Annotated in this window: 17 protein-coding genes; 12 read left to right on the top strand and 5 right to left on the bottom strand. The window is 64.9% G+C overall.

The window, feature by feature from the left end:
- Positions 1-86: 86 nt before the first annotated feature.
- A complete protein-coding gene (locus tag RX327_RS18300) occupies positions 87-2,078 on the top strand; it encodes a hypothetical protein (RefSeq protein WP_050386623.1) in 1,992 nt (663 codons plus the stop codon).
- 112 nt (positions 2,079-2,190) lie between these two features.
- On the opposite strand, the gene aspS is transcribed toward RX327_RS18300, so the two are convergent.
- Positions 2,191-3,966: an aspartate--tRNA ligase gene (gene aspS / locus RX327_RS18295; RefSeq protein WP_317251054.1), complete on the bottom strand. Its 1,776-nt coding sequence runs from the start codon at positions 3,964-3,966 to the stop codon at positions 2,191-2,193.
- A 200-nt stretch (positions 3,967-4,166) separates the two neighbouring features.
- Between aspS and RX327_RS18290 the strand changes: the two genes are divergently transcribed.
- Positions 4,167-5,639, top strand: coding sequence for a protein adenylyltransferase SelO (locus tag RX327_RS18290; protein ID WP_317251053.1), 1,473 nt, complete (start codon positions 4,167-4,169; stop codon positions 5,637-5,639).
- Positions 5,640-5,654: 15 nt separating this feature from the next.
- On the opposite strand, the gene RX327_RS18285 is transcribed toward RX327_RS18290, so the two are convergent.
- Positions 5,655-6,644, bottom strand: a complete 990-nt coding sequence (locus RX327_RS18285) for a zinc-dependent alcohol dehydrogenase family protein (protein WP_317251052.1) — start codon at positions 6,642-6,644, stop codon at positions 5,655-5,657.
- A 103-nt stretch (positions 6,645-6,747) separates the two neighbouring features.
- On the opposite strand from RX327_RS18285, the gene RX327_RS18280 reads away from it, so the two are divergent.
- The 6 genes from RX327_RS18280 to RX327_RS18255 all read left to right on the top strand — a co-directional run bounded on the left by RX327_RS18280 (position 6,748) and on the right by RX327_RS18255 (position 11,966).
- Positions 6,748-7,647, top strand: coding sequence for a LysR family transcriptional regulator (locus tag RX327_RS18280; protein ID WP_317251051.1), 900 nt, complete (start codon positions 6,748-6,750; stop codon positions 7,645-7,647).
- A 117-nt stretch (positions 7,648-7,764) separates the two neighbouring features.
- On the top strand, positions 7,765-7,968 hold the full coding sequence (locus tag RX327_RS18275; protein WP_317251050.1) for a hypothetical protein: 204 nt from the start codon (positions 7,765-7,767) through the stop codon (positions 7,966-7,968).
- Positions 7,969-8,004: 36 nt separating this feature from the next.
- Positions 8,005-8,499, top strand: a complete 495-nt coding sequence (locus tag RX327_RS18270; protein WP_028332351.1) for a ferritin-like domain-containing protein — start codon at positions 8,005-8,007, stop codon at positions 8,497-8,499.
- Between the two features lie 161 nt (positions 8,500-8,660).
- Positions 8,661-9,182: an OsmC family protein gene (locus RX327_RS18265; protein WP_050386625.1), complete on the top strand. Its 522-nt coding sequence runs from the start codon at positions 8,661-8,663 to the stop codon at positions 9,180-9,182.
- A 335-nt stretch (positions 9,183-9,517) separates the two neighbouring features.
- Positions 9,518-10,741, top strand: a complete 1,224-nt coding sequence (gene chrA / locus RX327_RS18260; protein WP_317251049.1) for a chromate efflux transporter — start codon at positions 9,518-9,520, stop codon at positions 10,739-10,741.
- Positions 10,742-10,853: 112 nt separating this feature from the next.
- Positions 10,854-11,966 carry an acyltransferase family protein gene (locus RX327_RS18255; RefSeq protein ID WP_050386626.1) on the top strand — a complete coding sequence of 371 codons (1,113 nt, stop codon included), beginning with the start codon at positions 10,854-10,856 and terminating at the stop codon, positions 11,964-11,966.
- A 144-nt stretch (positions 11,967-12,110) separates the two neighbouring features.
- Here RX327_RS18255 and RX327_RS18250 read toward each other — a convergent pair whose 3' ends face one another.
- Entirely contained in the window at positions 12,111-15,578 is a 3,468-nt protein-coding gene (locus RX327_RS18250; protein WP_317251048.1) for an adenylate/guanylate cyclase domain-containing protein, read from the bottom strand.
- Between the two features lie 828 nt (positions 15,579-16,406).
- On the opposite strand from RX327_RS18250, the gene rnd reads away from it, so the two are divergent.
- Complete coding sequence (gene rnd / locus RX327_RS18245; RefSeq protein WP_317251047.1) at positions 16,407-17,555, top strand: ribonuclease D; 1,149 nt, start codon at positions 16,407-16,409, stop codon at positions 17,553-17,555.
- Between the two features lie 354 nt (positions 17,556-17,909).
- Positions 17,910-18,113, top strand: coding sequence for a cold-shock protein (locus RX327_RS18240; protein WP_317251046.1), 204 nt, complete (start codon positions 17,910-17,912; stop codon positions 18,111-18,113).
- Between the two features lie 77 nt (positions 18,114-18,190).
- On the opposite strand, the gene purN is transcribed toward RX327_RS18240, so the two are convergent.
- Positions 18,191-18,841, bottom strand: a complete 651-nt coding sequence (gene purN, locus RX327_RS18235; RefSeq protein WP_317251045.1) for a phosphoribosylglycinamide formyltransferase — start codon at positions 18,839-18,841, stop codon at positions 18,191-18,193.
- Entirely contained in the window at positions 18,841-19,914 is a 1,074-nt protein-coding gene (purM, locus tag RX327_RS18230) for a phosphoribosylformylglycinamidine cyclo-ligase (RefSeq protein WP_317251044.1), read from the bottom strand. Before purM ends, purN begins: the two co-directional genes overlap by 1 nt.
- A gap of 160 nt (positions 19,915-20,074) precedes the next feature.
- On the opposite strand from purM, the gene RX327_RS18225 reads away from it, so the two are divergent.
- Complete coding sequence (locus tag RX327_RS18225) at positions 20,075-20,617, top strand: CDP-alcohol phosphatidyltransferase family protein (RefSeq protein ID WP_317251043.1); 543 nt, start codon at positions 20,075-20,077, stop codon at positions 20,615-20,617.
- A gap of 88 nt (positions 20,618-20,705) precedes the next feature.
- On the top strand, positions 20,706-21,383 hold the full coding sequence (locus RX327_RS18220; RefSeq protein WP_050386630.1) for a DnaA/Hda family protein: 678 nt from the start codon (positions 20,706-20,708) through the stop codon (positions 21,381-21,383).
- Positions 21,384-21,436: the final 53 nt, after the last annotated feature.

Raw genomic sequence — 21,436 nt, 5'->3', positions numbered from 1 at the left:
AGGCCCGGGCCGGCCCGTTCGTGGATGCTGCACCTTCCGGCCGCGGATTGGCAATTTTTTCCCCTTGATCATCCGGAGTTGACCGAATGAAGAAAATTCTGCTCGGCCTGATTGCCGTGGTTGTGATCGCGGCTGCCGGCTTCTTCGGTTTCGACTTCTATGCCCAGCGCCGGGTCACGCGCGACGTCGAGGCCGCCTTCGAGCAGGTCCGTGCCAGCGGCGCCAAGGCGAGCCACGGCAAGATCACGTTCGACGTTAAGAGCCGCACCCTGACGATCGCGGACGTCGCCACCGAGTCGGGGACGCAATCCCCGGTCAGCGTCAAGATTGCCAGTCTCACGATGACCGGCCTCGGTCAAACCGACGCGGCACGGGTCTCCGCCGGCAATGTCGAGTTCAGCGATGTCGAGATCGGCGTGGCAGGACCTACCCCGACGATCACCTCACTGACCTACAAGGCGCCGCGGATCACGGTGAAGGATTATTCCGGCCCCGCCAGCCTGCCCCAGCTTCCAGCCTCGTCGTCGATCTTCGAGCTGTACCGGTCCGCGTTCGGACTGCTTGCGAGCATCAACGCATCATCGGTCGCTGCGCCCAGCCTGACCGGAACGATGACCTTCAGTGCCGCCGCAAAAGCCGGCGACGGCGCCGGCGGCGAATTCGCCTATTCGGGCATCGCCATTGAAAACATGAAGGACGGAAAGATCGCGTCCAGCAAAACCGACAAGGTTGTGTTCACGATCAACCAGCAGGCGGCAGGCAAGCCGATCAAAATGACCGGCGAGCTCGCCAATATCGCCGCGACCGATATCGACGTTGGCGCGATGGCGGCGATATTCGATCCGGGCAAGGCCAACGATGACAGGGAGTACCGGATCCAAGGACACGTTTCGGCCGGTCCTTATGTCATTACCGCTGCGCCCGGCGTGAACATGCGGATCGAGGGCGTGACCGTCGACGACACCAGGATCAATCCGTCACGGATGCAACTGCCGGCGCTGCTGGCAATGATCCCGCCGCAAGGGAGTCCGCCGCCGTCTGCCGCCCAGGCACGCGAACTGCTGGACAAGATCGCCGGCCTATATTCGGGCATCGGAATTGCAAATGCCGAGATGCATGGGCTCTCGGTCGAGACGCCGCAGGGCCCGCTCAAGCTCGCCTCGATGCGGTTCAACTTCGAACACGGCAAGATCGGCGAACTTGCGGTCGAGGGACTCGATACCCGTGCGCCGAACGGTCCCATCAAGGTCGGACGCTTTGCGCTGAAGTCGCTCGACGTCGCCAGCTTCATGCGGCTGTCGGCACAATTCGCCGCGCAGAAGCCGTCGGCCGAACAGGCGCTGGCGCTATTCCCGCTGATCGAAGGCGTCGAGGTCAAAGGCGTCGCGTCGCCCTACAAGGCCACCGGCAAGCCGGTCAACATCGACGTCTTCAGTCTCGACTGGGGTCAGTTCGTCGGATCGATCCCGAGCAAGCTGCGGCTGACCGCGAAGCTGGCGGCACCGCTCGATGCGGCCGATCCGCGGCAGCAACCGTTCGTCGCCGCCGGGATCGACCGGATGGCTGTCGACGCCGATCTCGGCGCTGTCTGGACCGAGACGTCGCGCGTGTTCGTGCTCGAGCCGGTCAAGCTCGACATGGCGGGCCTGCTGAATGCGTCGGCGAAGCTCTCGCTTGGCAACGTGCCGCGCGAGACCTTTTCGGCGAGCGCCGCAGAAGCCATGGGCGCGGCCGCGCAGATCGAAGCCGGCATGATCGAGCTCACAATTCACGACCTCGGCATCATCGACCTCGCTGTCGCCCAGTACGCCCGCACCCGGAACATCAGCCGCGACGAGGCGCGCAAGGTCATCCTCGACGCTATCAAGGCGCAAGGCGCCGAGATCGGCGGAGCCAATCCCGACGCCACCGCGCTCCTCACCGCGATCGGCCAGTTCATCGAGACGCCGGGACAGACGCTGGTCATCAAGCTCACTCCGCGCGCGAAAGCGCCGGCGCTTCAGCTGATGCAGTTGCTCAAGACCGATCCGCAATCGGCGCTGGCGCAATTCCGGATCGAGGCCTCGACGGGGTTGTGATTCCCGTAGCCCGGATGGAGCGAAGCGCAATCCGGGAACAGCGTCGCCGCAGGAGAGACCCGCCCCGGATTTCGCTTTCGCTCCATCCGGGCTACGCACCTCTCCTGCCCGCCTAACCCTTCGCCGGCAGGTTGGTGCGGATGTGAAGCTCCTTGAGCTGCTTGGTGGTGGCTTCCGAGGGCGCGCCCATCAGGAGGTCCATGGCCTGCTGGTTCATCGGGAATAGCGAGATCTCGCGCAGATTCGTGGTGCCGCACAGCAGCATCACGATGCGGTCGACGCCCGCGGCCATGCCGCCATGCGGCGGCGCGCCGTACTGGAAGGCGCGGTACATGCCGCCGAAGCGCTCGACCACTTCCTGCTCGCCGTAGCCTGCGATCTCGAACGCCTTCACCATGGCCTCCGGCACGTGGTTGCGGATGCCGCCGGAGGCGATCTCGTAGCCGTTGCAGGTGATGTCGTACTGGAACGCCTTGATGGTCAGCGGGTCCTGCGACGTCAGCGCGTCGAGGCCGCCCTGCGGCATCGAGAACGGGTTGTGCGAGAAGTCGACCTTCTTGTTCTCCTCGTCATACTCGTACATCGGGAAGTCGACGATCCAGGCGAGCTCGAACCGGTCCTTGTCGATCAGGTTCAATTCCTCGCCGAGCTTGGTGCGCGCGAGACCCGCGAACTTCCAGAATTTCTCGGGATCGCCGGCGACAAAGAACGCGGCATCGCCTTCCTTGAGGCCGAGCTGGTCGCGGATCGCTGCCGTGCGCTCCGCTCCGATGTTGTTCGCCAGGGGACCCGCGCCCTCGCCGCCCTCGCGCCACATGATGTAGCCGAGGCCGGGCTGGCCTTCGCCCTGCGCCCACGAGTTCATGCGGTCGCAGAACGCGCGGCTGCCGCCGCCGGTACCCGGGATCGCCCAGACCTGGTTCTTCGGGTCCTCCAGCATGCGTGCGAACACCTTGAAGCCGGAGCCGCGGAAGTGCTCGGAGACTTCCTGCATTACGATCTTGTTGCGCAAATCGGGCTTGTCGGAGCCGTATTTGCGCACGGCCTCCGCAAACGGAATCCGCGGCCAGCCCTTCGTCACCGGCTTGCCCTTGGCAAACTCTTCAAAGACGCCCGTGATCACCGGCTCCATCGCGGCGAAGACGTCCTCCTGCGTCACGAAGCTCATCTCGACGTCGAGCTGGTAGAACTCGCCTGGCAGACGGTCGGCGCGCGGGTCCTCGTCGCGGAAGCAGGGCGCGATCTGGAAATAGCGGTCGAAGCCCGACATCATCAGCAGCTGCTTGTACTGCTGCGGCGCCTGCGGCAGTGCGTAGAACTTGCCGGGATGAATGCGCGACGGGACCAGGAAGTCGCGCGCGCCTTCCGGCGAGGACGCGGTCAGGATCGGCGTGTTGAACTCGAAGAAGCCCTGCCCCTCCATGCGCCGACGCATCGACTTGATGATTTCGACGCGCGTCATGATGTTCTGGTGCAGCTTCTCGCGGCGCAGGTCGAGGAAGCGGTATTTCAGGCGGATGTCTTCGGGATATTCCTGGTCGCCGAAGACAGGCAGCGGCAGGTCGCCGGCCGGGCCCAGCACCTCGATCTCGCTGACATAAACCTCGACCTTGCCGGTCGGCAGATCCGGGTTGTCGGTGCCGGCGGGACGGCGGCGCACCTTGCCGTCGATCCGCACCACCCATTCGGAGCGGAACTTCTCGACCTCGGCGAATGCCGGCGAGTCCGGGTCGACCACGCACTGGGTCAGGCCGTAATGGTCGCGCAGGTCGATGAACAGCACGCCGCCATGGTCGCGAACGCGATGGACCCAGCCCGAGAGGCGGATCGTCTCGCCGATGTTGCTGTCGCGGAGCGCGCCGCATGTATGTGACCGGTAGCGATGCATGGTCGTCCCAAAAATCAATGTCGGAGGAGAATCGCGATAGGAAACTTCCTATCCGAAGGCGCTGGGTTTACCCGAGCCCGCTCGGGGCGGCAACCAAGGGAACGCCCGCTTTTGGCCCGAAACTGCAGATTTTGCTGCGATCCGGCGCCAGGTGGGCGCCAATCGTTTGCCTATTCGGCCCGCGAGCCTATCTTCGGGATATGACCATCCATTTCCCCTTCCAGAACTCCTATTCGGCGCTGCCGGACAGCTTCTTTGCCCGCGTCGCGCCGACCCCGGTCGCCGCCCCCCGGCTGATCAAGCTGAACCGGCCTTTGGCAATCCAGCTCGGGCTGGATCCGGACCTGCTTTCGACGCCGGAGGGCGCCGAAATCCTTGCCGGAAAGCGGCTGCCTGACGGCGCCGATCCCATCGCCATGGCCTATGCCGGCCACCAGTTCGGGCATTTCGTGCCCCAGCTCGGCGACGGCCGTGCCATCCTGCTCGGCGAGGTCATCGACAAGAACGGCATCCGCCGCGACATCCAGCTCAAGGGCTCGGGCCCCACCCCGTTCTCCCGCCGCGGCGACGGCCGCGCCGCGCTGGGTCCGGTGCTACGCGAGTACATCGTCAGCGAGGCGATGCACGCGCTCGGCATCCCGACCACGCGCACGCTTGCCGCCGTCGTCACCGGCGAGCACGTCATCCGCGAGACCGCGCTGCCCGGCGCGGTGCTGACCCGCGTCGCCTCCAGCCATATCCGCGTCGGCACCTTCCAGTTCTTCGCCGTCCGCCGCGACACCGAGGCGGTGCGCCGGCTCGCCGACCATGTGATCACCCGCCACTATCCCGAGCTGAAGGACGCCGCCCAGCCCTACCACGACCTGCTCGCGAGCGTCGTCGCGCGCCAGGCCGAGCTCGTGGCGCGCTGGCTGCTGGTCGGCTTCATCCACGGCGTGATGAACACCGACAACACGTCGATCTCAGGCGAGACCATCGACTACGGCCCCTGCGCCTTCATGGACGCCTACAACCCCGCGCAGGTCTTTTCCTCGATCGACGAGATGGGCCGCTACGCCTATGCCAACCAGCCGCGCATCGCGCTGTGGAATCTGACGCGCCTCGCCGAATGCCTGCTGCCGCTGTTCTCCGACGAGCAGGAGAAGGCGGTCGCGCAAGCGCAGGTGATCCTCGGCGAATTCCCTGAAAAGTTCACCGCGGCCTACAACACCGGGCTGCGCGCCAAGGTCGGCCTGTTCACCGAGCGCGACGGCGACGAGGCGCTGATCCAGGATCTGCTCGACGCCATGGCGAAGAACCAGGCCGACTTCACCCTCACCTTCCGCAAGCTCGGTGAGGCCGCAAGCGATGACGCCGCCGACGTCCGCGCGCAGTTCACCGATCCCGCGGCGTTCGACGAATGGGCCGCCCGCTGGCGCGCCCGCCTCGCGCTTGAGCCGCAAGCGCCGGCCGAACGCAAGGCCGCGATGCAGGCGGTCAATCCGGCCTTCATCCCGCGCAACCACCGGATCGAGGCGGTGATTGCGGCTGCGGTGAACTCGGATGACTACGCGCCGTTCGAGGAACTGCTGACGGTGCTGGCCAAGCCCTATGAGGACCAGCCGCAGTTCGCAGCCTACGCCGATCCGCCACTCCCCGAGCAGCGCGTGACGCAGACATTCTGCGGGACGTGAACCCATCCTGCGCATTCACACCGTCACCACGATCTTGCCCAACTGCGTGTTCGACTCCAGGTACCGGTGCGCGTCGACGATCTCCTCGAAGCGAAACGTCCTGGCGATGACAGGCTTCAACGTGCGGTCCGACAGCCCGTCGAGAATGAACGCCTTTGCCTTCGCAAGACGCACGGGATCGCGGATGATCTCGTGCACGAGATAGCCGCGCAGCGTCAGGCTCTTGCCGAGCACGTTGAAGAGCGGGAACGGCGTCGGCTCAGGACTGAGTCCACCATATTCGATCAGGATGCCGCCGGGTGCCATCGATGCCGTCAGCGGCACGAAGGCGGGGCCGCCGACGGCATCGAGCACCACGCGCACGCCGTTCGGTCCCGCGATCTGCTCCAGCCTTGATTGCAAATCTTGCTCCGCCGACGCGATCACGTGCGTCGCGCCGGCCTCGCGCAGCGCCTGCGCCTTGGCCGATGTCCGCGTCACCGCAATCGGGACCGCGCCGACACGGTTCGCGATCTGGATCGCCGCGAGCCCGACACTGCTCGATGCCGCCGTGATGGCGACGACATCCCCTCGCCCGAGCCTTGCAAGATCGACCAGCGCACCGAACGCGGTGAGGTACTGCATCCACACCTCAGCCGCCGTTTCAAAACCGAGCGCGGGTGGATGCTTGACGACAAGCTCCGCCGGAAAGGTCGCGAGCTCGGCATGGGCAGGCCAGCGCACCATCGAGACCGGCGGCACAATGCTCACGGCATCGCCCGGCGCAAATCCTTCGACGTCCTCGCCGATCGCCGCGACAATCCCGGCGACTTCCAGCCCGAGGCCGGACGGCAGCGTCGCGGTCTCGATATAGCTGCCCCGGCGCAGCGAGGCCTCGGCGCGGTTGAGCCCCAGCGCCTTGCTGCGGATCTGAACCTCGCCGCGGGCCGGCGGCGCAATCGCGATCTCCTCGATGCGCAGCACCTCGGGACCACCATGCTGGTGAAAGCGGACGACACGGGCCATGGGCGAACTCCAAAACAATTGAATGGAATGTCGCTATGCCCGGCGGCGATCCCCGGATAAATCACCCGGTAGTTCCGACAGTCGAAACCGGGAGTTTTCAATCATGGACCGCCTGACCAGCATGGCCGTTTTCGTCAAGGCTGTCGATCTCGGCTCGTTCGCGGCCGCGGCGGACGCCCTGGAGATGTCGGGGCCGATGGTCGGCAAGCACGTGCGCTTCCTCGAAGAGCGCATCGGCGTTCGCCTGCTCAACCGCACCACGCGGCGCCAGAGCCTGACCGAGGCCGGCAAGGCCTATTACGAGCGCTGCCGCATCGTGCTCGGCGAGGCCGAGGCCGCCGACGCGCTCGCCTCCGATCAATCGTCGCAGCCGCGCGGGCGGCTGCGGGTGACGATGCCGTCGCTGCTCGGCCGCTACTGCATCGTCCCCACGCTGCTGAAGCTCGCGCAGAAATATCCCGCGCTCGAGCTCGATCTCGCGTTCGGTGATCCGATCGCCGATCTGATGGAGGGCGGTTACGATCTTGCGATCCGGACCGGCGATCTCGACGACCAGTCCGGTCTGATCGCGCGGCGCATCGCAAGCCAGCGCATGGTGGTGTGCGGCGCGCGCACCTATCTGAAGGCCCATGGCAGGCCGCGCACGCTCGACGAACTCGGCCGGCACCAGGCGATCGTCTACCGCCGCTCGGGCCGCGTTCGCCCCTGGCTGTTTCCGCGCGACGGTCTTGCGCCGCACGAGGTCTGGCCGGCCGGGCGGCTGAGGCTCGACGATCTGGAGGCGATCGCCGATGCCGCCGCGCAAGGCATGGGGCTCGCCTGGCTGCCCTACTGGCTGGTTCGCGAACGCCTCGACACCGGCGCGCTGGTGCGCGTTCTCGGCGACAACGGGGAATTTCCCTACGATTGCCACGCGCTGTGGCTGCCGACGCCGCGATTGCCACTCAAGGTCCGGCTCGCGGTGGATGCACTCGCAGCCGCGCTGCCGAAGCTCGTGGCGTAGCGCCGCGCCCCCGATTTGTTTGCAACGATTTCGCGCGCGCATCGTTGGCCGGTCAGCGCGGAACGGGCGGCCTCGTCCGATCCAGGTTCCGTGCCGCCGTGATGATGGAGCGCCAGCATGAACCAGCGCGATGACGACCTGAAAACCGCGATCGAGCGCAGCAACCCGAACGGCGTCGAGCCGCCCTTCTCCGAGGACGATCTGCAGCGCCGGCAACTCGGGCCGCGCGGCGTGCCCGGGCAACCGGACCCGGCGAAGATGACGCCACAACGCGCCAAGAAGACGCCGATCAATTCCGGTTCCGGCGGCCACACCGCCTGAACGCCGAAACAACGAAGAAACGAGAAGGATTCCACGATGAAGATCACCAGCTTCAAGGACATGTATGTCGCCGAGCTTCAGGAACTCGCAAGCGTCGAGGAGCAGCTCGCCGTGGCGCTGGCGCGGATGGCAGAGATCGCCTCGCATCCGTCGCTCAAGGATGCGTTCAGCCGCCATCACCGCGAGACCATCGTGCAGGGCGAGCGGTTGAAGTCGCTGCTGCGGATGCACGGGGCCGATCCGCTTGAGCACACCGACCAGGCCATGCAGGCGCTGATCCACGAGACCGCCAAGATGGTTTCGCTGCTGCCCGACGACAATCTGCGCGATGCCGGCCTCGTCGCGTCGGCGCAGAAGCTCGAGCACTACGAGATCGCCGCCTATGGCAGCGCGGCCGCCCTCGCCGGCCAGCTCAATCTGCGCGACGATCAGCGGCTGCTGCACGACAGTCTCGAGGAAGAGCGGCACGTCGACACGCTGCTGACGGCGCTCGCCAAGGGCGAGATCAACCAGGACGCGCTCGCCGCGTGACGCCGCAGGCTCTACTCATCCTACGCATCTACGCGCGCGGGAAAAATGCTGCTGAAAAATTCGCGCTTCGCGGAGTTGCTGTCGTTTTTATCCCGCGACTATTGCCCTGCGTGAGTCGTTCGATCAGCCTCTCATGATCGATGCCATGGGGAAGACGAACGATGAGCTTCAGGTTCAAGCAGGTTTTCGCAGACACCCAACAGGCGCTCGGCGCCGATCCGGCGCAGGCGCAGGTCGTGTTCCAGGCGACTTCGCAACTCGGCGACGGCGTCAATAGCCGCGTTGCCGTGCGGCAATTCTACGTCAGCGTCGACGAGCCGCCGGCGCTGGGCGGCAAGGACACCGCACCGAACCCGGTCGAGTACATCCTCGCCGCGCTCGGCGCATGCCAGGAGATCACCTATCGGCTCTATGCCGACGCGCTCGGCATTCCCCTCAGCGGCGTGTCCGTCAAGCTGTCGGGTGCCATCGATCTGCGCGGCTTCTTCAGCGTCGATCCAGACGTGCGAGCCGGTTTCCGCCAGATCGAGGCCGAGGTCGCCATCGACAGCCCGGCCTCCGCGGCCGACATCGCTCGGCTGAAGGAAACCGTCGACCGTCATTGCCCCGTGCTGGACATCCTGCGCAACCCGACGCCGGTGGATCTGAAGCTGCGCACCGGACCGTTGAGCGTGGCCGCCTAGCGCGCCATGTGAGCGTTAACTCACTCTCCACCATGCGCCGAGGCCGGCAGCGGTAACCATAAGGCTTAACAGCGCGTCAACGCTCCCCCAACAAGTCTAACTGTTTCTGATGGGGGAGAATGGCCCGTGGACGCATTTGCATTCGAATTTATGGGATTGGCGATGATCGCGCTCTGTCTCGTCGTGCTGGCGATGCCCGCCGCGCGCCGGCCGTCGAAGAACATCCGCTACGAGTGAGAGCCGCGAGAAATAACGCGCTCAAACGTCATCGAATGGCGATATGCTCGCGCTGACGAGTCCTGACCTTGGACGCAAATTGCGGGAATTGACGACGCTTGAACGACACCGACGTCCCGCAGCCAGGCCCAGCGCCCGCCACCGCGAGCTCGACGCACTCGCCGCTCGAGGTGCTGCTCATCTTCTTCAAGCTCGGCGTCAGCTGCTTCGGCGGCCCGATCGCCCATATCGGCTATTTCCGCGACGAGTTCGTCACCCGCCGCCGCTGGCTTGACGAGCAGGCCTATGCGGACCTGGTCGCGCTCTGCCAATTCCTGCCGGGCCCGGCGAGCAGCCAGGTCGGCTTTTCGCTCGGCCTGATCCGCGCCGGATACCTGGGGGCGCTGGCGGCCTGGACCGGGTTCACTTTGCCGTCTGCGATCGCGCTGGTGCTGTTTGCCTTCGGCGCCGGCGGATTGAGCGGTCCGGCGGGTACCGGCCTGGTGCACGGCCTCAAGCTGGTCGCGGTGGCGATCGTCGCCCAGGCCGTCTGGGGCATGGCGCGCTCGCTCTGCCCCGACCGCGAACGCGCCTCGATCGCGACGGTCGCGGCACTCGTCATCCTCGCCAGTTCGTCGTCGATCGCGCAGATCGGCGCCATCGTGCTCGGCGCCGTCGCCGGGCTTTGGTTCTGCCGGGCGCAAGAGGCCAACGGGGCCACCCATATCGCGATGCCGGTATCGCGCCGCGTTGGCGTCGTGGCGCTGATCCTGTTCGTCGCGCTGTTGGTCGGACTGCCGCTGCTGTCGCGGACATGGCCCGGCCTCGGCCTGTTCGAGGCCTTCTACCGCTCGGGCGCGCTGGTGTTCGGCGGAGGCCACGTCGTGTTGCCGCTGCTGCGCGAAGCCGTGGTGACGCCGGGCTGGATCGGCGACGATGCGTTCCTGACCGGCTACGGCGCCGCGCAGGCGGTGCCGGGCCCGCTATTCACCTTTGCCGCCTATCTCGGCGCCGTGATCGGCGGCCTGCCGGGCGCGATCGTCGGCCTCGTCGGTATCTTCCTGCCAGGAATTCTCGTCCTGCTCGCGGCACTGCCGTTCTGGGATAGCTTTCGCAAACGGCCGGCGGCGCAGGCGATGATGCGCGGCGTCAACGCCGCGGTCGTCGGCCTTCTGGGGGCCGCGCTCTACAATCCGGTGCGGACCAGCAGCGTCCACCGTCCGCTCGATTTCGGCATCGCGCTGGCCGGCTTCGTCCTGCTCACGGCATGGCGCGCGCCGCCGCTCGTGGTGGTCGTGCTCAGCGCGGCCGCCGGCATCGCCACGGGGCTCCTGCAATCGTGAACGATCGCGCGGTCGTTTCGCCGGGCGGATTAAGAACGCCTTCATGCCTCGCCGCCACGATAGCGGATATATGCCGAGCGCTTCTAAACAACCGGATCCGACCCGGGTTCCCATGCTGGACCTGCTGCGGCTCGCCGCGGTCGGGGCCGTGATCCTGTACCATTACGGCTTCTGGGGCGTGGCATCGAACGGCGTGCAAAAGGTGGCGATGCCGTACCTCGCCCCGGTCGCGCAATACGGCTTCCTCGGCGTCCCCGTGTTCTTCGCGATCTCTGGCTTCGTCATTGCCTATTCCGCCGAAGGCCGCACGCCGATTGGCTTCGCGATCGCCCGCTTCAGCCGGATCTATCCGACCTTCGTCATCTGCATGACGCTGACCTTCCTCGCGACGCTGCTGTTGGGCCACGCGTACTTCCACGTGACGTGGGGGCAATGGCTGGCAAACCTGTTCATCGCAGCCCCGATGCTCGGTCAGCCCTACATGGACGACGCCTACTGGTCGCTGGTGATCGAGGTCGTGTTCTACGCCTGGATCGCGCTGTTCCTGGCCTGGGGCATCTTTCCGCGGCGCATCGACACGATCATCGTAGCGTGGATCGCAATCACCTTCGCCAACGAGCTGACCCTCGACGTTCCCCTGTTCGAGAAGCTGTTCATGGCCGACGACAGCGGCTTCTTCGCCGTCGGGCTCCTGATCTATGAGCATTACCGGGGACGGCGCGACACCAGGCTGTACAGCCTGCTGACGCTGGCGACAGGCACGGCGACGTTCCAGGCCGTGCACAAGCTGGAGCGGCTCGGCGTCCACACCCATGGCAGCTTCGATCCCGGCGTTGTGACGGTGATCTGCATCGTCTCGCTCGGCATCGTGTTCGCTGCCACCCGCATCAAGTCGGTAGCCCTGCCGGCAGGCCTCGTCAGGGCCGTCGGCGGCATCACCTATCCGCTCTATCTGCTGCATCTGCAGCTCGGCTACGTCATCCTGCTCTTGATCGCACCAACGCCGAACGCGCTCTCGACCGTGCTGGTCGTGACGGGCATGGTGCTGCTGGCATGGTTCGTCTGGCGCTTCCTCGAAGGCCCGGCGCATTATCTAGTCAGGGACAGGCTGACGATGCTGGCCTCACGGCACGGATGGCCGTCGCGCATTCGCGCGAACGAAGCGCGGATTGATCGGGACGACGTTGCCCCGCCAATCGAGGCCAGGAGCATCGCCAACCGCTGATCAGTCCGGCGCACATCGCCGGAACAGCATCCACCCAACGTTGCCGCCGCCGCGAACCGTGGGCGGAAGCGAACACCATCATTCATCTGCGATGCGACGGTCAGGCGTAAGCGGGCGGATAGCGCCCGGGGCGCCTCGGTATGCTCAGACCCGCCCGCTCCATTCATGATCTCCGGGCATTTCCATTGTCAGTTCATTCGCCAGCTCGAGCGCTTCCTTGACGTCAGGCGTAGACAGACCTTCCGTGAACGTTCGAACGACGGGTAGCAACAGCTCAGCCGCTCGCGCCTGTTTGCCGGAATGTCGCCATAGGCGCGCCAGGCTGACAGCTGACCGCAATTCAAAGGACCGCGCGCTTTGCCTGCGCGCCAGCTCGATCGCGGCGAGGAACATTCGCTCGGCGGATTCGACGGACGATGGTTTCGAGTCATTGAGCGTTATCTCACCCTGCAGACGATAGATCTCGGCTTCGTAAAAATGCTCTCCCGTTCTTCTCCCGATCGCCGATGCACTGTCGAGTTCGTGCAAGGCAGCATCCGGCAAGCCGGCACTTGCATAGGCCTTCGCGAGCAGGCTCCTGAACCAGCAACTGGCGAGCCGGGCGCTCATGCCCTCGTAACCGTCGATAGCCATTCGCATCTGGTTCAATCCCTCATCGACATTCCCAAGCTCGGTCATCGCCCATCCTCGCAGGATGGTTGTCTGATGCTTCCAATGCAGGAAGCCGTGTTCCGATGAGAGAGCCAGTGCCCTGTTGGTGTAGTCGTGGGTCCCTTCGACATCGCGTAGATGCTGGCAAACGTAAGCGCCGAATGTCAGTGCAAACGACAGCGTGAAGGGGTGGCGAAGGTCTTCCGCTTCCGAAATAGCCTGCTGGCTATATCGGCGCGCCGCGTCAGGGCGGCCCAGAAACCACGACACGTACCCGAGATACGAGAGCGAGACGATCCCAGGATGGATGCCATGCGTTGCCGTCAGGGCGCCGTGTAGATCGGGACGATACAAATTCCTGAAGCGATGAAGGTGATGTTCGGCGGCGACAAACCGCCCGCGGTACAGCATGGTCATCGCGATCGCCCGATGCGCCTCGATCAGATATCCCGTCTGTTGCGTCGCGGACGAACTTTGGTTCGATGCCTCGCGCCTTGCGAACTGCAGGAGCTCCGCGCTCAGCTCATGCGCCCGCGCGAGATCGCCGCGGATAAAATGGCACACCCAAAGTCCGCGCGTCGCCGCAAAGACCTTCGCCATGTTGCCAAGATTCCGGCCGAGTTCGAGCGCGCGAACATAGTTCTCCTCGACTTCCTGCACGGCGTATCCCTTTGCCGCGATCAGGGCGGTGCCCAGGGCGATGCGAAGCTCAAGCTCGGACTCGTTTCGGCCCAGCATGCCGGGTGAGGCTTGCAGAACCCCGAGCCCACGACGCAAATGACCGATCGCCTCCAGAGTCGCACCCTTCATCGCGGCCTGCTTTCCGGCCTTGAGCCAGAAACCCGCAGCCGGCTCGCTTTGGCCAAACTCGGTCAGATGGTAGGCGAGAAGCTCCGGTTCGCGTTCGATCTTTTCCGGATATTTTTCGGCGAGCACGCGTGCGATCTTGGAGTGCAGCGTCCTTCTTTCCCTGTGCAACAAGCTTTCATGCGCCGCATTCTGGATCATCACGTGCTTGAACGAGTACAGCGCCTCCGGCAGAAAGCCGAAGCGGACGATCAATCCGGCTGCCTCCAGATGGTTCAGGGCGGCTTCGATCTGGTCCGCCGGCGCCTCGGCAACCTCGCGAAGGATCTCGTAGGAGAACTCGCGACCTATCGTGGCGCCGATCTGCGCGATCCGCTTGAACGGTCCCATCCGGTCGAGCCGCGCCATCAGCGAGTCGTTCAATGTCGCGGGAATAGCGAGCTGATGCCACGGACCGGACAAGACGTAACGTCCATGTTGTTCAGTCAAGACGTCGGATTCGAGAACGGCCTTGGTCAGCTCTTCAAGGAAGAGCGGCACACCATCGGTTTTGACAATGATGTCCTCAATCACCTCTTTGGGAAGCTCCTTTTCTCCAGCCACACGTTCAACCAATATCGTGCGGACCTGTCGGCCGAGACGCTTGAGGTTCGCACTGATGGTGTGCGCGTGATCCTTCCAGCCCGGCTGAAACTCCGGACGACAGGTGATCACGACGAGGATCGACGTGTTGCGAACGTTCTCCACCAGCAGATCGAGCACGGCCCGCGAGGTGGGATCGATCCAATGTACGTCCTCAAAATCGATCAGGAGCGTCTGCCCGCGTGCTTGCGCGAGCAGATGGTTGACGAGCGTGGAAATCGTCGCATCCTTCAGCTGCTGCGGCGAGAGATCCAGGGCCGCGTAGCGGTCCCCGGTGGGAATTGAAAGCAACGCCGCAAGGATCGGGACCACTGTGTCCGCCTCGCCGTTCGAGGCGGCGACACCGGCTTCAAGCTTTGTCAGCCAAAGCGCAGACGCGTTCTCGCCGTCAAGGCCGAGCGCGAATTTGAGATGCTCGATGAAGGGATGAAAAGCGGTGCTGCTGTAATAGGGAGAGCACTGGAACGAAACCTGTCCGTGCTGATCACCTGCGATCCGCTCCCGCAATTCCTGAACGATCCTGGACTTTCCAATTCCCGGCTCGCCCGTCAGCACCACGACCTGCCCCTCATGGGCTTTCGCTTGCTGCCAACGCGTGAGCAGCAACGCCACCTCTTCGGTGCGGTTGACCAGCGGCGTCAATCTGGAGCCCATGGCTGCGGCAAATCGCGTCTCGGCGCGGCAGGGCCGAACCACGAGCCAGGCCTGGGCCTTCGCGGATATCCCCTTCAGCGCGTGAAATCCGAAGTCCTGGTAGTCGAACTTTCCTCTCAGCAGGGATTGCGTCGAAGACGCAATGACGACGCCGTCCGGAGGCGCCAAGGCCTGCAGACGGGCAGCCAGATTTGGCGTCTCGCCGACTGCGGAATCGTGCTCCTCGGTGTCCTGTCCAACCAGGTCTCCGACGACAACAAGGCCGGTCGCAATCCCGATGCGCACACTGGGCCCATGATTTGCAACGTCGCGGGCGTCACTCGCTCTCGCCGACGACAGGCTCCGTACAATTTCGAGCGCCGCACGCACCGACCGCTCGGCGTCATCCTCATGGGCATTCGGATAGCCGAAATAGACCAGGATACCGTCGCCGACGAAACGGGCGGCAAAGCCCTCGTAATGCTTGACCACGCGGACGCAGGTTTCGCGGAAGCCCGCAATCATGTCGCGGACGTCTTCGGGATCGAACTGCGCGGACAGCGAGGTGGAATCCACCATGTCGCAGAACATCGTGGTGAGCTGGCGCCGTTCGGCGCTCACCGCCGCGCCTTCCGCGACGCTCCTACCGCCGGCGGGACCTTCTGCCGAACGGGTCAGGGAAGCAACCGCGCGCTGCAAGCGCTTGCGGTCTCCCAGCGGAAGTCCAAGCTCGACCAGATCCTGCTCGGTCAAATCGGGCAGGATGTCCAAGTCGATGCGATGCAGTACAAAGAGGTCGCTGTACTGGCCGAGATCAACGGTTTCGAGCCAGTGCTTGAGAGCAGCCTCGATATCGGCGCTTGGCTGTTTCTCCGGCATTGTGATCCGTCCGACTGCGGGCCATTGGCGACAATGGGCCTCGTTCGACGATGCCAAGGGGTTTGTTTACCCCAGACTGGACGCGTTCACAAAGTGCGAAAACAAGGAGCAGGCCGATCGAAGACGCACTCTGCCCTCGGTCGCTCAGATATTCGAGATGGCGCACGCGCCGGTATTTTGGCCGTGGTCCTAGCCCCGAGCTTGCTACCCATTGCTCGGGGCCCATGGGTGCGATCGGCACCCGGCTTTCCCTGCGCCCTCTGAGAGAGCGCGAAACGAACAGCAAGACTCGGGCAACTCATGCCGCGAGAATGCGGAAACATGACTCACAAGAGGCGCAGCAAACTCAGTGTCGTCCCGGGCTTGACCCGGGACCCGTAACCACAAATGCAAGTTTGTTGCGCGGCGCTGGGCCAGGGCCCTCTTCAACAACAGATCCCTGTGGTTATGGGTCCCTGCTCCCGTGCGCATTGCGCACTAGGCAGGGACGAGGATTGCGGATGTCGTCCGTGCGATACATTCGGTGTCGTCCTGGCCTGGTGCGCAATTGCGCACGGAGCCACGACCCATCCCCCCAATGCCCATTGCCGCGCGCGACTGGGGCCGCGATCGCCCGACCTACGAATTCCGGCGGCTACGGGTCCCGCCTTTCGCCCGCACGACCGACGAATTGTCGGCACGACCAGGCCGAAAACACCCTCGAATCACGCCCAATCAATTCAAAAATGCCCTGTCCCTCGCCCCGCGCAGGGCCAAAATCCCTGCAAGACCCTTGACATAGCTGCCCTTTCGGCAGAACGCGTGGGGTCAAGCCGTTATGGACACTTCATGGATTTGATTAGCACGACCTCCGACCTCGCCGCCGCCTGCGACCGGCTCGCCAAACACAAGGTCATCACTGTCGACACCGAGTTCCTGCGGGAGACGACCTACTATCCGCTGCTCTGCGTCGTGCAGATGGCGAGCGCGGACGAAGCGGTCGTGGTCGACGCGCTGGCACCCGGCATCGACCTCAAGCCGTTCTTCGAGCTGATGGCCAACGAAGGCGTGCTGAAGGTGTTTCACGCCGCCCGCCAGGACATCGAGATCATCTGGCACCTCTCCGGCACGATTCCACATCCGATGTTCGACACCCAGGTTGCCGCGATGGTGCTCGGCTACGGCGACAGCATCGCCTACGACGCGCTGGTCGAGAAGGTCACCGGCCACCGTCCGGACAAGACCCACCGCTTCACCGACTGGTCGCGACGGCCGCTGACCAAGGAGCAGATGCATTACGCGGTGTCCGACGTCACCCATCTGCGCGACGTGTTCGCCGCGCTGGACGCCGACCTGAAGAAGCGCCGCCGCAGCGAATGGGTCTCCATCGAGATGGAGGTCCTGACCTCCCCCCGCACCTATGATTTTCATCCCGAGCGCGCCTGGGAGCGGCTGAAGACGCGGGTGCGCAAGCCCAAGGATCTCGCTGTGCTGATGGAAGTCGCGGCCTGGCGCGAGCAGGAGGCGCAGAGCCGCGACGTGCCGCGTTCGCGCGTGCTCAAGGACGATGCGGTCGGCGATATCGCCACCCATGCGCCGACCTCGCTGGAGAAGCTCGGCAATCTGCGCTCGCTGCCGAAGGGCTTTGAGCGCTCGAAATGGGGCGCCGACATCATTGCCGCCGTGCAGCGCGGGCTCGCCCGCGACCAGGCGACGCTGCCGAAGCTGGAGAAGCCGCGCAACAATTCCAACGGCGCCGCCATCGTCGAGCTGCTGAAGGTGCTGCTGCGGATGACCGCCGAGCGCCATGCGGTCGCCAGCAAGGTGATCGCGACCGTCGACGATCTCGAGGAGATCGCGGCCAGCGATCAGGCCGAGGTCGGCGCCCTGCACGGCTGGCGTCGCGAACTGTTCGGCGAGGCCGCGCTCAAGCTCAAGCACGGCCAGCTCGCGCTGGCGATCGACAAGGGCCGCGTGGTGCGGGTGGACCGGAGTTAGCGCGTTCGCCTGGTGCGCGCCGGGTTCCGCCGGCAGTCGGCCAGTGGCCGAACGCGTTGCCCCGGAGTTCGACCGGCACAGGCTGAGGTTGCGTCACGCAAAACCACCGCGCTTGCTAAGGCGCAATTTTCGTGTTGCAATCCCTTCACAATCGGATTGCGGCCGTTCGACTGTGCGTTTCGCGACGTTGATATCCAAGGCTTCGATGTACAGGCTTCGAGAGGCGAAACTTCGGACTTGAAGACTTTGGATCTGACGACCCGGAAAGTGAACAGACAGCGCAAAGTCCGCTTGTGGCGTGGCACGTGGAAAACGTGGCCGCGTCTTTTTTATGTCTAAACTGGGAGAGAGACGATGCCGAAGGGCACCGTCAAATGGTTCAACCCGACCAAGGGTTATGGGTTCATCAAGCCGAACGGCAGCGACAAGGACGTGTTCGTCCATATCTCCGCCGTCGAGCGCGCGGGCCTCAGCACATTGAACGAGAACCAGTCCGTCGAGTACGAGCTGGTGGAGAACCGCGGCAAGGCGTCGGCAGAGAACCTCAAGGTTCACTGAACGCCGCTGCCAGCGGAATTCATCCTGATGCCTCCCCCGGCCGCATCACCCCGGGGGATGTCTCCTGCAACCGCGCGCTAAGGCGCCGGCGCGATCAGCGTATCGTCGGTTGCGCCGCTGCCCACGGTCTTGCAGAGATCGCCTTCGAGCTTGAGCCGGCCGCTTGCCAGCAGCCGCAGCGCCTCCGGATAGATGCGATGCTCGATGGTGATCACGCGCGCGGCGAGCGTCTCGGCGGTGTCGTCGTCAGCGACCGTCACCGCGCCCTGCATCACGATCGGGCCGGCATCGGTCTCGGGGATCACGAAATGCACCGTTGCGCCCGACAGCTTGACGCCGGCGCGCAAGGCCTGGCCGTGCGGATCGAGGCCGGGGAAGGACGGCAGCAGCGAGGGGTGGATGTTGAGCATCCGCCCGTACCAGGCCCTGGTGAATTCCGCCGTGAACAGGCGCATGAAGCCGCCGAGACAGATCAGCTCGATGCCGTGCCGATCGAGCGCTGCCTGCAGCACCTTCTCGAAGCCGGCGCGATCCTTGCCGAACGGCTTGCTCTCGATGACGATGGTCGCAATGCCGCTCGCGGCCGCCTTCTCGAGCCCGGCAGCATCGGCGCGGTTCGAGATCACGGCGACGATCTCAGCTGGGAAATCCGCAGCCTTCGCAGCCTCGATCAGCGCGGCCATGTTGGAGCCGCGTCCGGAGATCAGGATGGCAACGCGGCGCTTCATCACAGCGCCAGATCGAGGTGGCCGTTATAGACGACGCGGTGCTCGCCCTTGGCCTCGATCACCTCGCCGAGCAGCGTCGCGGTCTCGCCGCCGGCGGTGAACGCCTCGGTCACGGCGTCGACCGCATCAGCCTCGACGATCGCGATCATCCCGATGCCGCAGTTGAAAGTGCGCAGCATTTCCAGCTCGGCGATGCCGGCCTGCGCGGCCAGCCATTTGAACACCGGCAGCACCGGCAGACGTGCGAGGTCAATGCCGACGCCGAGGTGCTTGGGGAGCACGCGCGGGATGTTGTCGGTGAAGCCGCCACCGGTGATATGGGCAAGCCCCTTCACCGCGCCGGTCTCGCGGATCGCGCGCAGGCAGGATTTGACGTAGAGCCGCGTCGGCGTCAGCAGCGCGCCGCCGAGCGTCATCACGGGCGCGAACGGCGCCTGCGCGTCATAGGCAACGCCGGATTGTTCCACGATCTTGCGCACCAGCGAGAAGCCGTTGGAATGCACGCCCGATGAAGCAAGACCGATCACGGCGTCGCCAGCGGCGATGTCCTTGCGCGGCAGCAGCGTACCGCGCTCCGCAGCGCCGACGGCAAAGCCGCCGAGGTCATAATCGCCGTCCTTGTAGAGGCCGGGCATCTCGGCGGTCTCGCCGCCGATCAGGGCGCAGCCGGATTCGCGGCACCCCTCCGCAACGCCGGCGACGATCGCGGCGGTGGCCTCGGGATCGAGCTTGCCGCAGGCGAAATAATCCAGGAAAAACAGCGGCTCGGCGCCCTGCACCACGAGGTCGTTGACGCTCATGGCAACGAGGTCGATGCCGATGCCGCCATGCAGCCCGGTCTCGATCGCGATCTTGACCTTGGTGCCGACACCGTCGGTCGCGGCCACGAGGACCGGGTCCTTGAAGCCGGCCGCCTTGAGGTCGAACAGGCCGCCGAAGCCGCCGATCTCGGCGTCGGCGCCCGGCCGTGCGGTGGCGCGCACCATCGGCTTGATCAGGTCGACCAGGCGGTTGCCCGCGTCGATATCGACGCCTGAATCGGCGTAAGTGAGGCCGTTTTTGCGGTCGGTCATGCCCGATTCCAGATGATCAGGGGCTGGTTACGAGGAATTCCGCCCCCGCGCAATGGCTCGCGGCGCTGCTGCCGCGATACTATGTAGATAACATAAGGCGGCTGCGCAAAAGAGCCGGATATCGAGTAAAATCAGGCTTCTAGCCGGGAAGCGACCCAAGTTGAGTATTCCGAACATCATTACCCTGGGCCGCATCATGCTGGTCCCGATCATCGTCTGGGCCATCGTGTCGAGCCAAATGGAGGTGGCGTTCGCCGTCTTCCTGATCGCCGGCATCAGCGATGCCGTGGACGGCTTTTTGGCCAAGCGCTTCAACATGACGAGCGAGCTCGGCGCCCTGCTCGATCCGCTCGCGGACAAGGCGCTGCTGGTCTCGATCTACATGGCGCTCGGCATCTGGGGCGCGATCCCGCGCTGGATCGTGATCCTGGTGGTCTCGCGCGACATCATGATCGTCGCCGCCGTGATCGTATCCTGGCTGTTCGACCGGCCGGTCGAGATGAAGCCGTCGATGGTGTCCAAGCTCAACACCGTGGCACAGGTGGCGTTCGCGGCGCTGGTGCTGGCGTCGCTCGGCTTCGGCTTTCAGCCGCACCCTTACGACCTGATCCTGATGGGCCTGGTCACGATCTTTACTTTGGGTTCGGTGTCGCTCTATCTCGTCGAGTGGCTGCGGCACATGAGCACGATCGAAGCTCGGTAGGCGGGATCCGGAAAAGTGGAAGCCGGTTTTCCCGCGACAAACGCGACGCGTTTGTGCATGGCTAAAATGACGTAGTTTGGAGACTTGTGTGGCCGGTAGCGTTCAACCTCGTCAATTGGCCTTGGCCCTGCCGCACGAGGAGAAGCTGACCCGCGACGATTTCCTCGAGGGCCCTGCCAATGAGGCGGCGCTGGCGCTGATCGACGGCTGGCCGGACTGGCCGAACCGAATCATGCTGCTGGTCGGGCCTGACGGCTCCGGCAAAAGCCACCTCGCCGCGATCTGGGCCGAGAGCGCCGGCGCGCGCTCGACCGCGGCGCATGCGCTGACCGCCGACACGGTGCCGACCGCGCTTGCGACCGGTGCGCTGGTGGTCGAGGACCTGAGGCCGTCGGATTTCGACGAGCGCGCGATGTTTCATCTGATGAATCTGGCGCGCCAGGACGATGCCTACGTGCTGATCACGGCGCGCGTCCCGCCGTCGGCGTTCGATATCGAATTGCGCGACCTGCGGTCGCGGCTCCGCGCGGTGCCGACCGTGACGCTGCTGCCACCGGACGACCAGCTGTTCCGCGGCCTGATCGTCAAGTTCTGCGCCGACCGCCAGATGAGCGTGGACGAACCGCTGGTCAGCTATCTGAGCAACCGGATCGAGCGTTCCTACGTTGCCGTCCGGCAGGCGGTCGAGCTCCTGGATACCGAGGCACTCCGGCTCGGCCGTCCCGTCACGCGGGCGCTGGCGGCGGAGCTGTTGCGCGATGCCTGATCCATCCCCGCGGCTTGACGGCGCAGGCGAGCGGAACATCAATGTCATCGAAA

It is taken from the genome of Bradyrhizobium sp. BEA-2-5 (genome assembly GCF_032918025.1).
Lineage (GTDB): Bacteria > Pseudomonadota > Alphaproteobacteria > Rhizobiales > Xanthobacteraceae > Bradyrhizobium > Bradyrhizobium pachyrhizi.
Note: the sequence above shows the minus strand (reverse complement) of the source record. Positions and strands in the feature narration are given on the sequence as shown.

Excerpts from the sequence above, each read along its gene's own strand:
- RX327_RS18300 (WP_050386623.1), top strand. The coding sequence starts at position 87 with ATGAAGAAAATTCTGCTCGGCCTGATTGCCGTGGTTGTGATCGCGGCT.
- aspS (WP_317251054.1), bottom strand. The coding sequence starts at position 3,966 with ATGCATCGCTACCGGTCACATACATGCGGCGCGCTCCGCGACAGCAAC.
- RX327_RS18290 (WP_317251053.1), top strand. The coding sequence starts at position 4,167 with ATGACCATCCATTTCCCCTTCCAGAACTCCTATTCGGCGCTGCCGGAC.
- RX327_RS18285 (WP_317251052.1), bottom strand. The coding sequence starts at position 6,644 with ATGGCCCGTGTCGTCCGCTTTCACCAGCATGGTGGTCCCGAGGTGCTG.
- RX327_RS18280 (WP_317251051.1), top strand. The coding sequence starts at position 6,748 with ATGGACCGCCTGACCAGCATGGCCGTTTTCGTCAAGGCTGTCGATCTC.
- RX327_RS18275 (WP_317251050.1), top strand. The coding sequence starts at position 7,765 with ATGAACCAGCGCGATGACGACCTGAAAACCGCGATCGAGCGCAGCAAC.
- RX327_RS18270 (WP_028332351.1), top strand. The coding sequence starts at position 8,005 with ATGAAGATCACCAGCTTCAAGGACATGTATGTCGCCGAGCTTCAGGAA.
- RX327_RS18265 (WP_050386625.1), top strand. The coding sequence starts at position 8,661 with ATGAGCTTCAGGTTCAAGCAGGTTTTCGCAGACACCCAACAGGCGCTC.
- RX327_RS18255 (WP_050386626.1), top strand. The coding sequence starts at position 10,854 with ATGCTGGACCTGCTGCGGCTCGCCGCGGTCGGGGCCGTGATCCTGTAC.
- RX327_RS18250 (WP_317251048.1), bottom strand. The coding sequence starts at position 15,578 with ATGCCGGAGAAACAGCCAAGCGCCGATATCGAGGCTGCTCTCAAGCAC.
- rnd (WP_317251047.1), top strand. The coding sequence starts at position 16,407 with ATGGATTTGATTAGCACGACCTCCGACCTCGCCGCCGCCTGCGACCGG.
- RX327_RS18240 (WP_317251046.1), top strand. The coding sequence starts at position 17,910 with ATGCCGAAGGGCACCGTCAAATGGTTCAACCCGACCAAGGGTTATGGG.
- purN (WP_317251045.1), bottom strand. The coding sequence starts at position 18,841 with ATGAAGCGCCGCGTTGCCATCCTGATCTCCGGACGCGGCTCCAACATG.
- purM (WP_317251044.1), bottom strand. The coding sequence starts at position 19,914 with ATGACCGACCGCAAAAACGGCCTCACTTACGCCGATTCAGGCGTCGAT.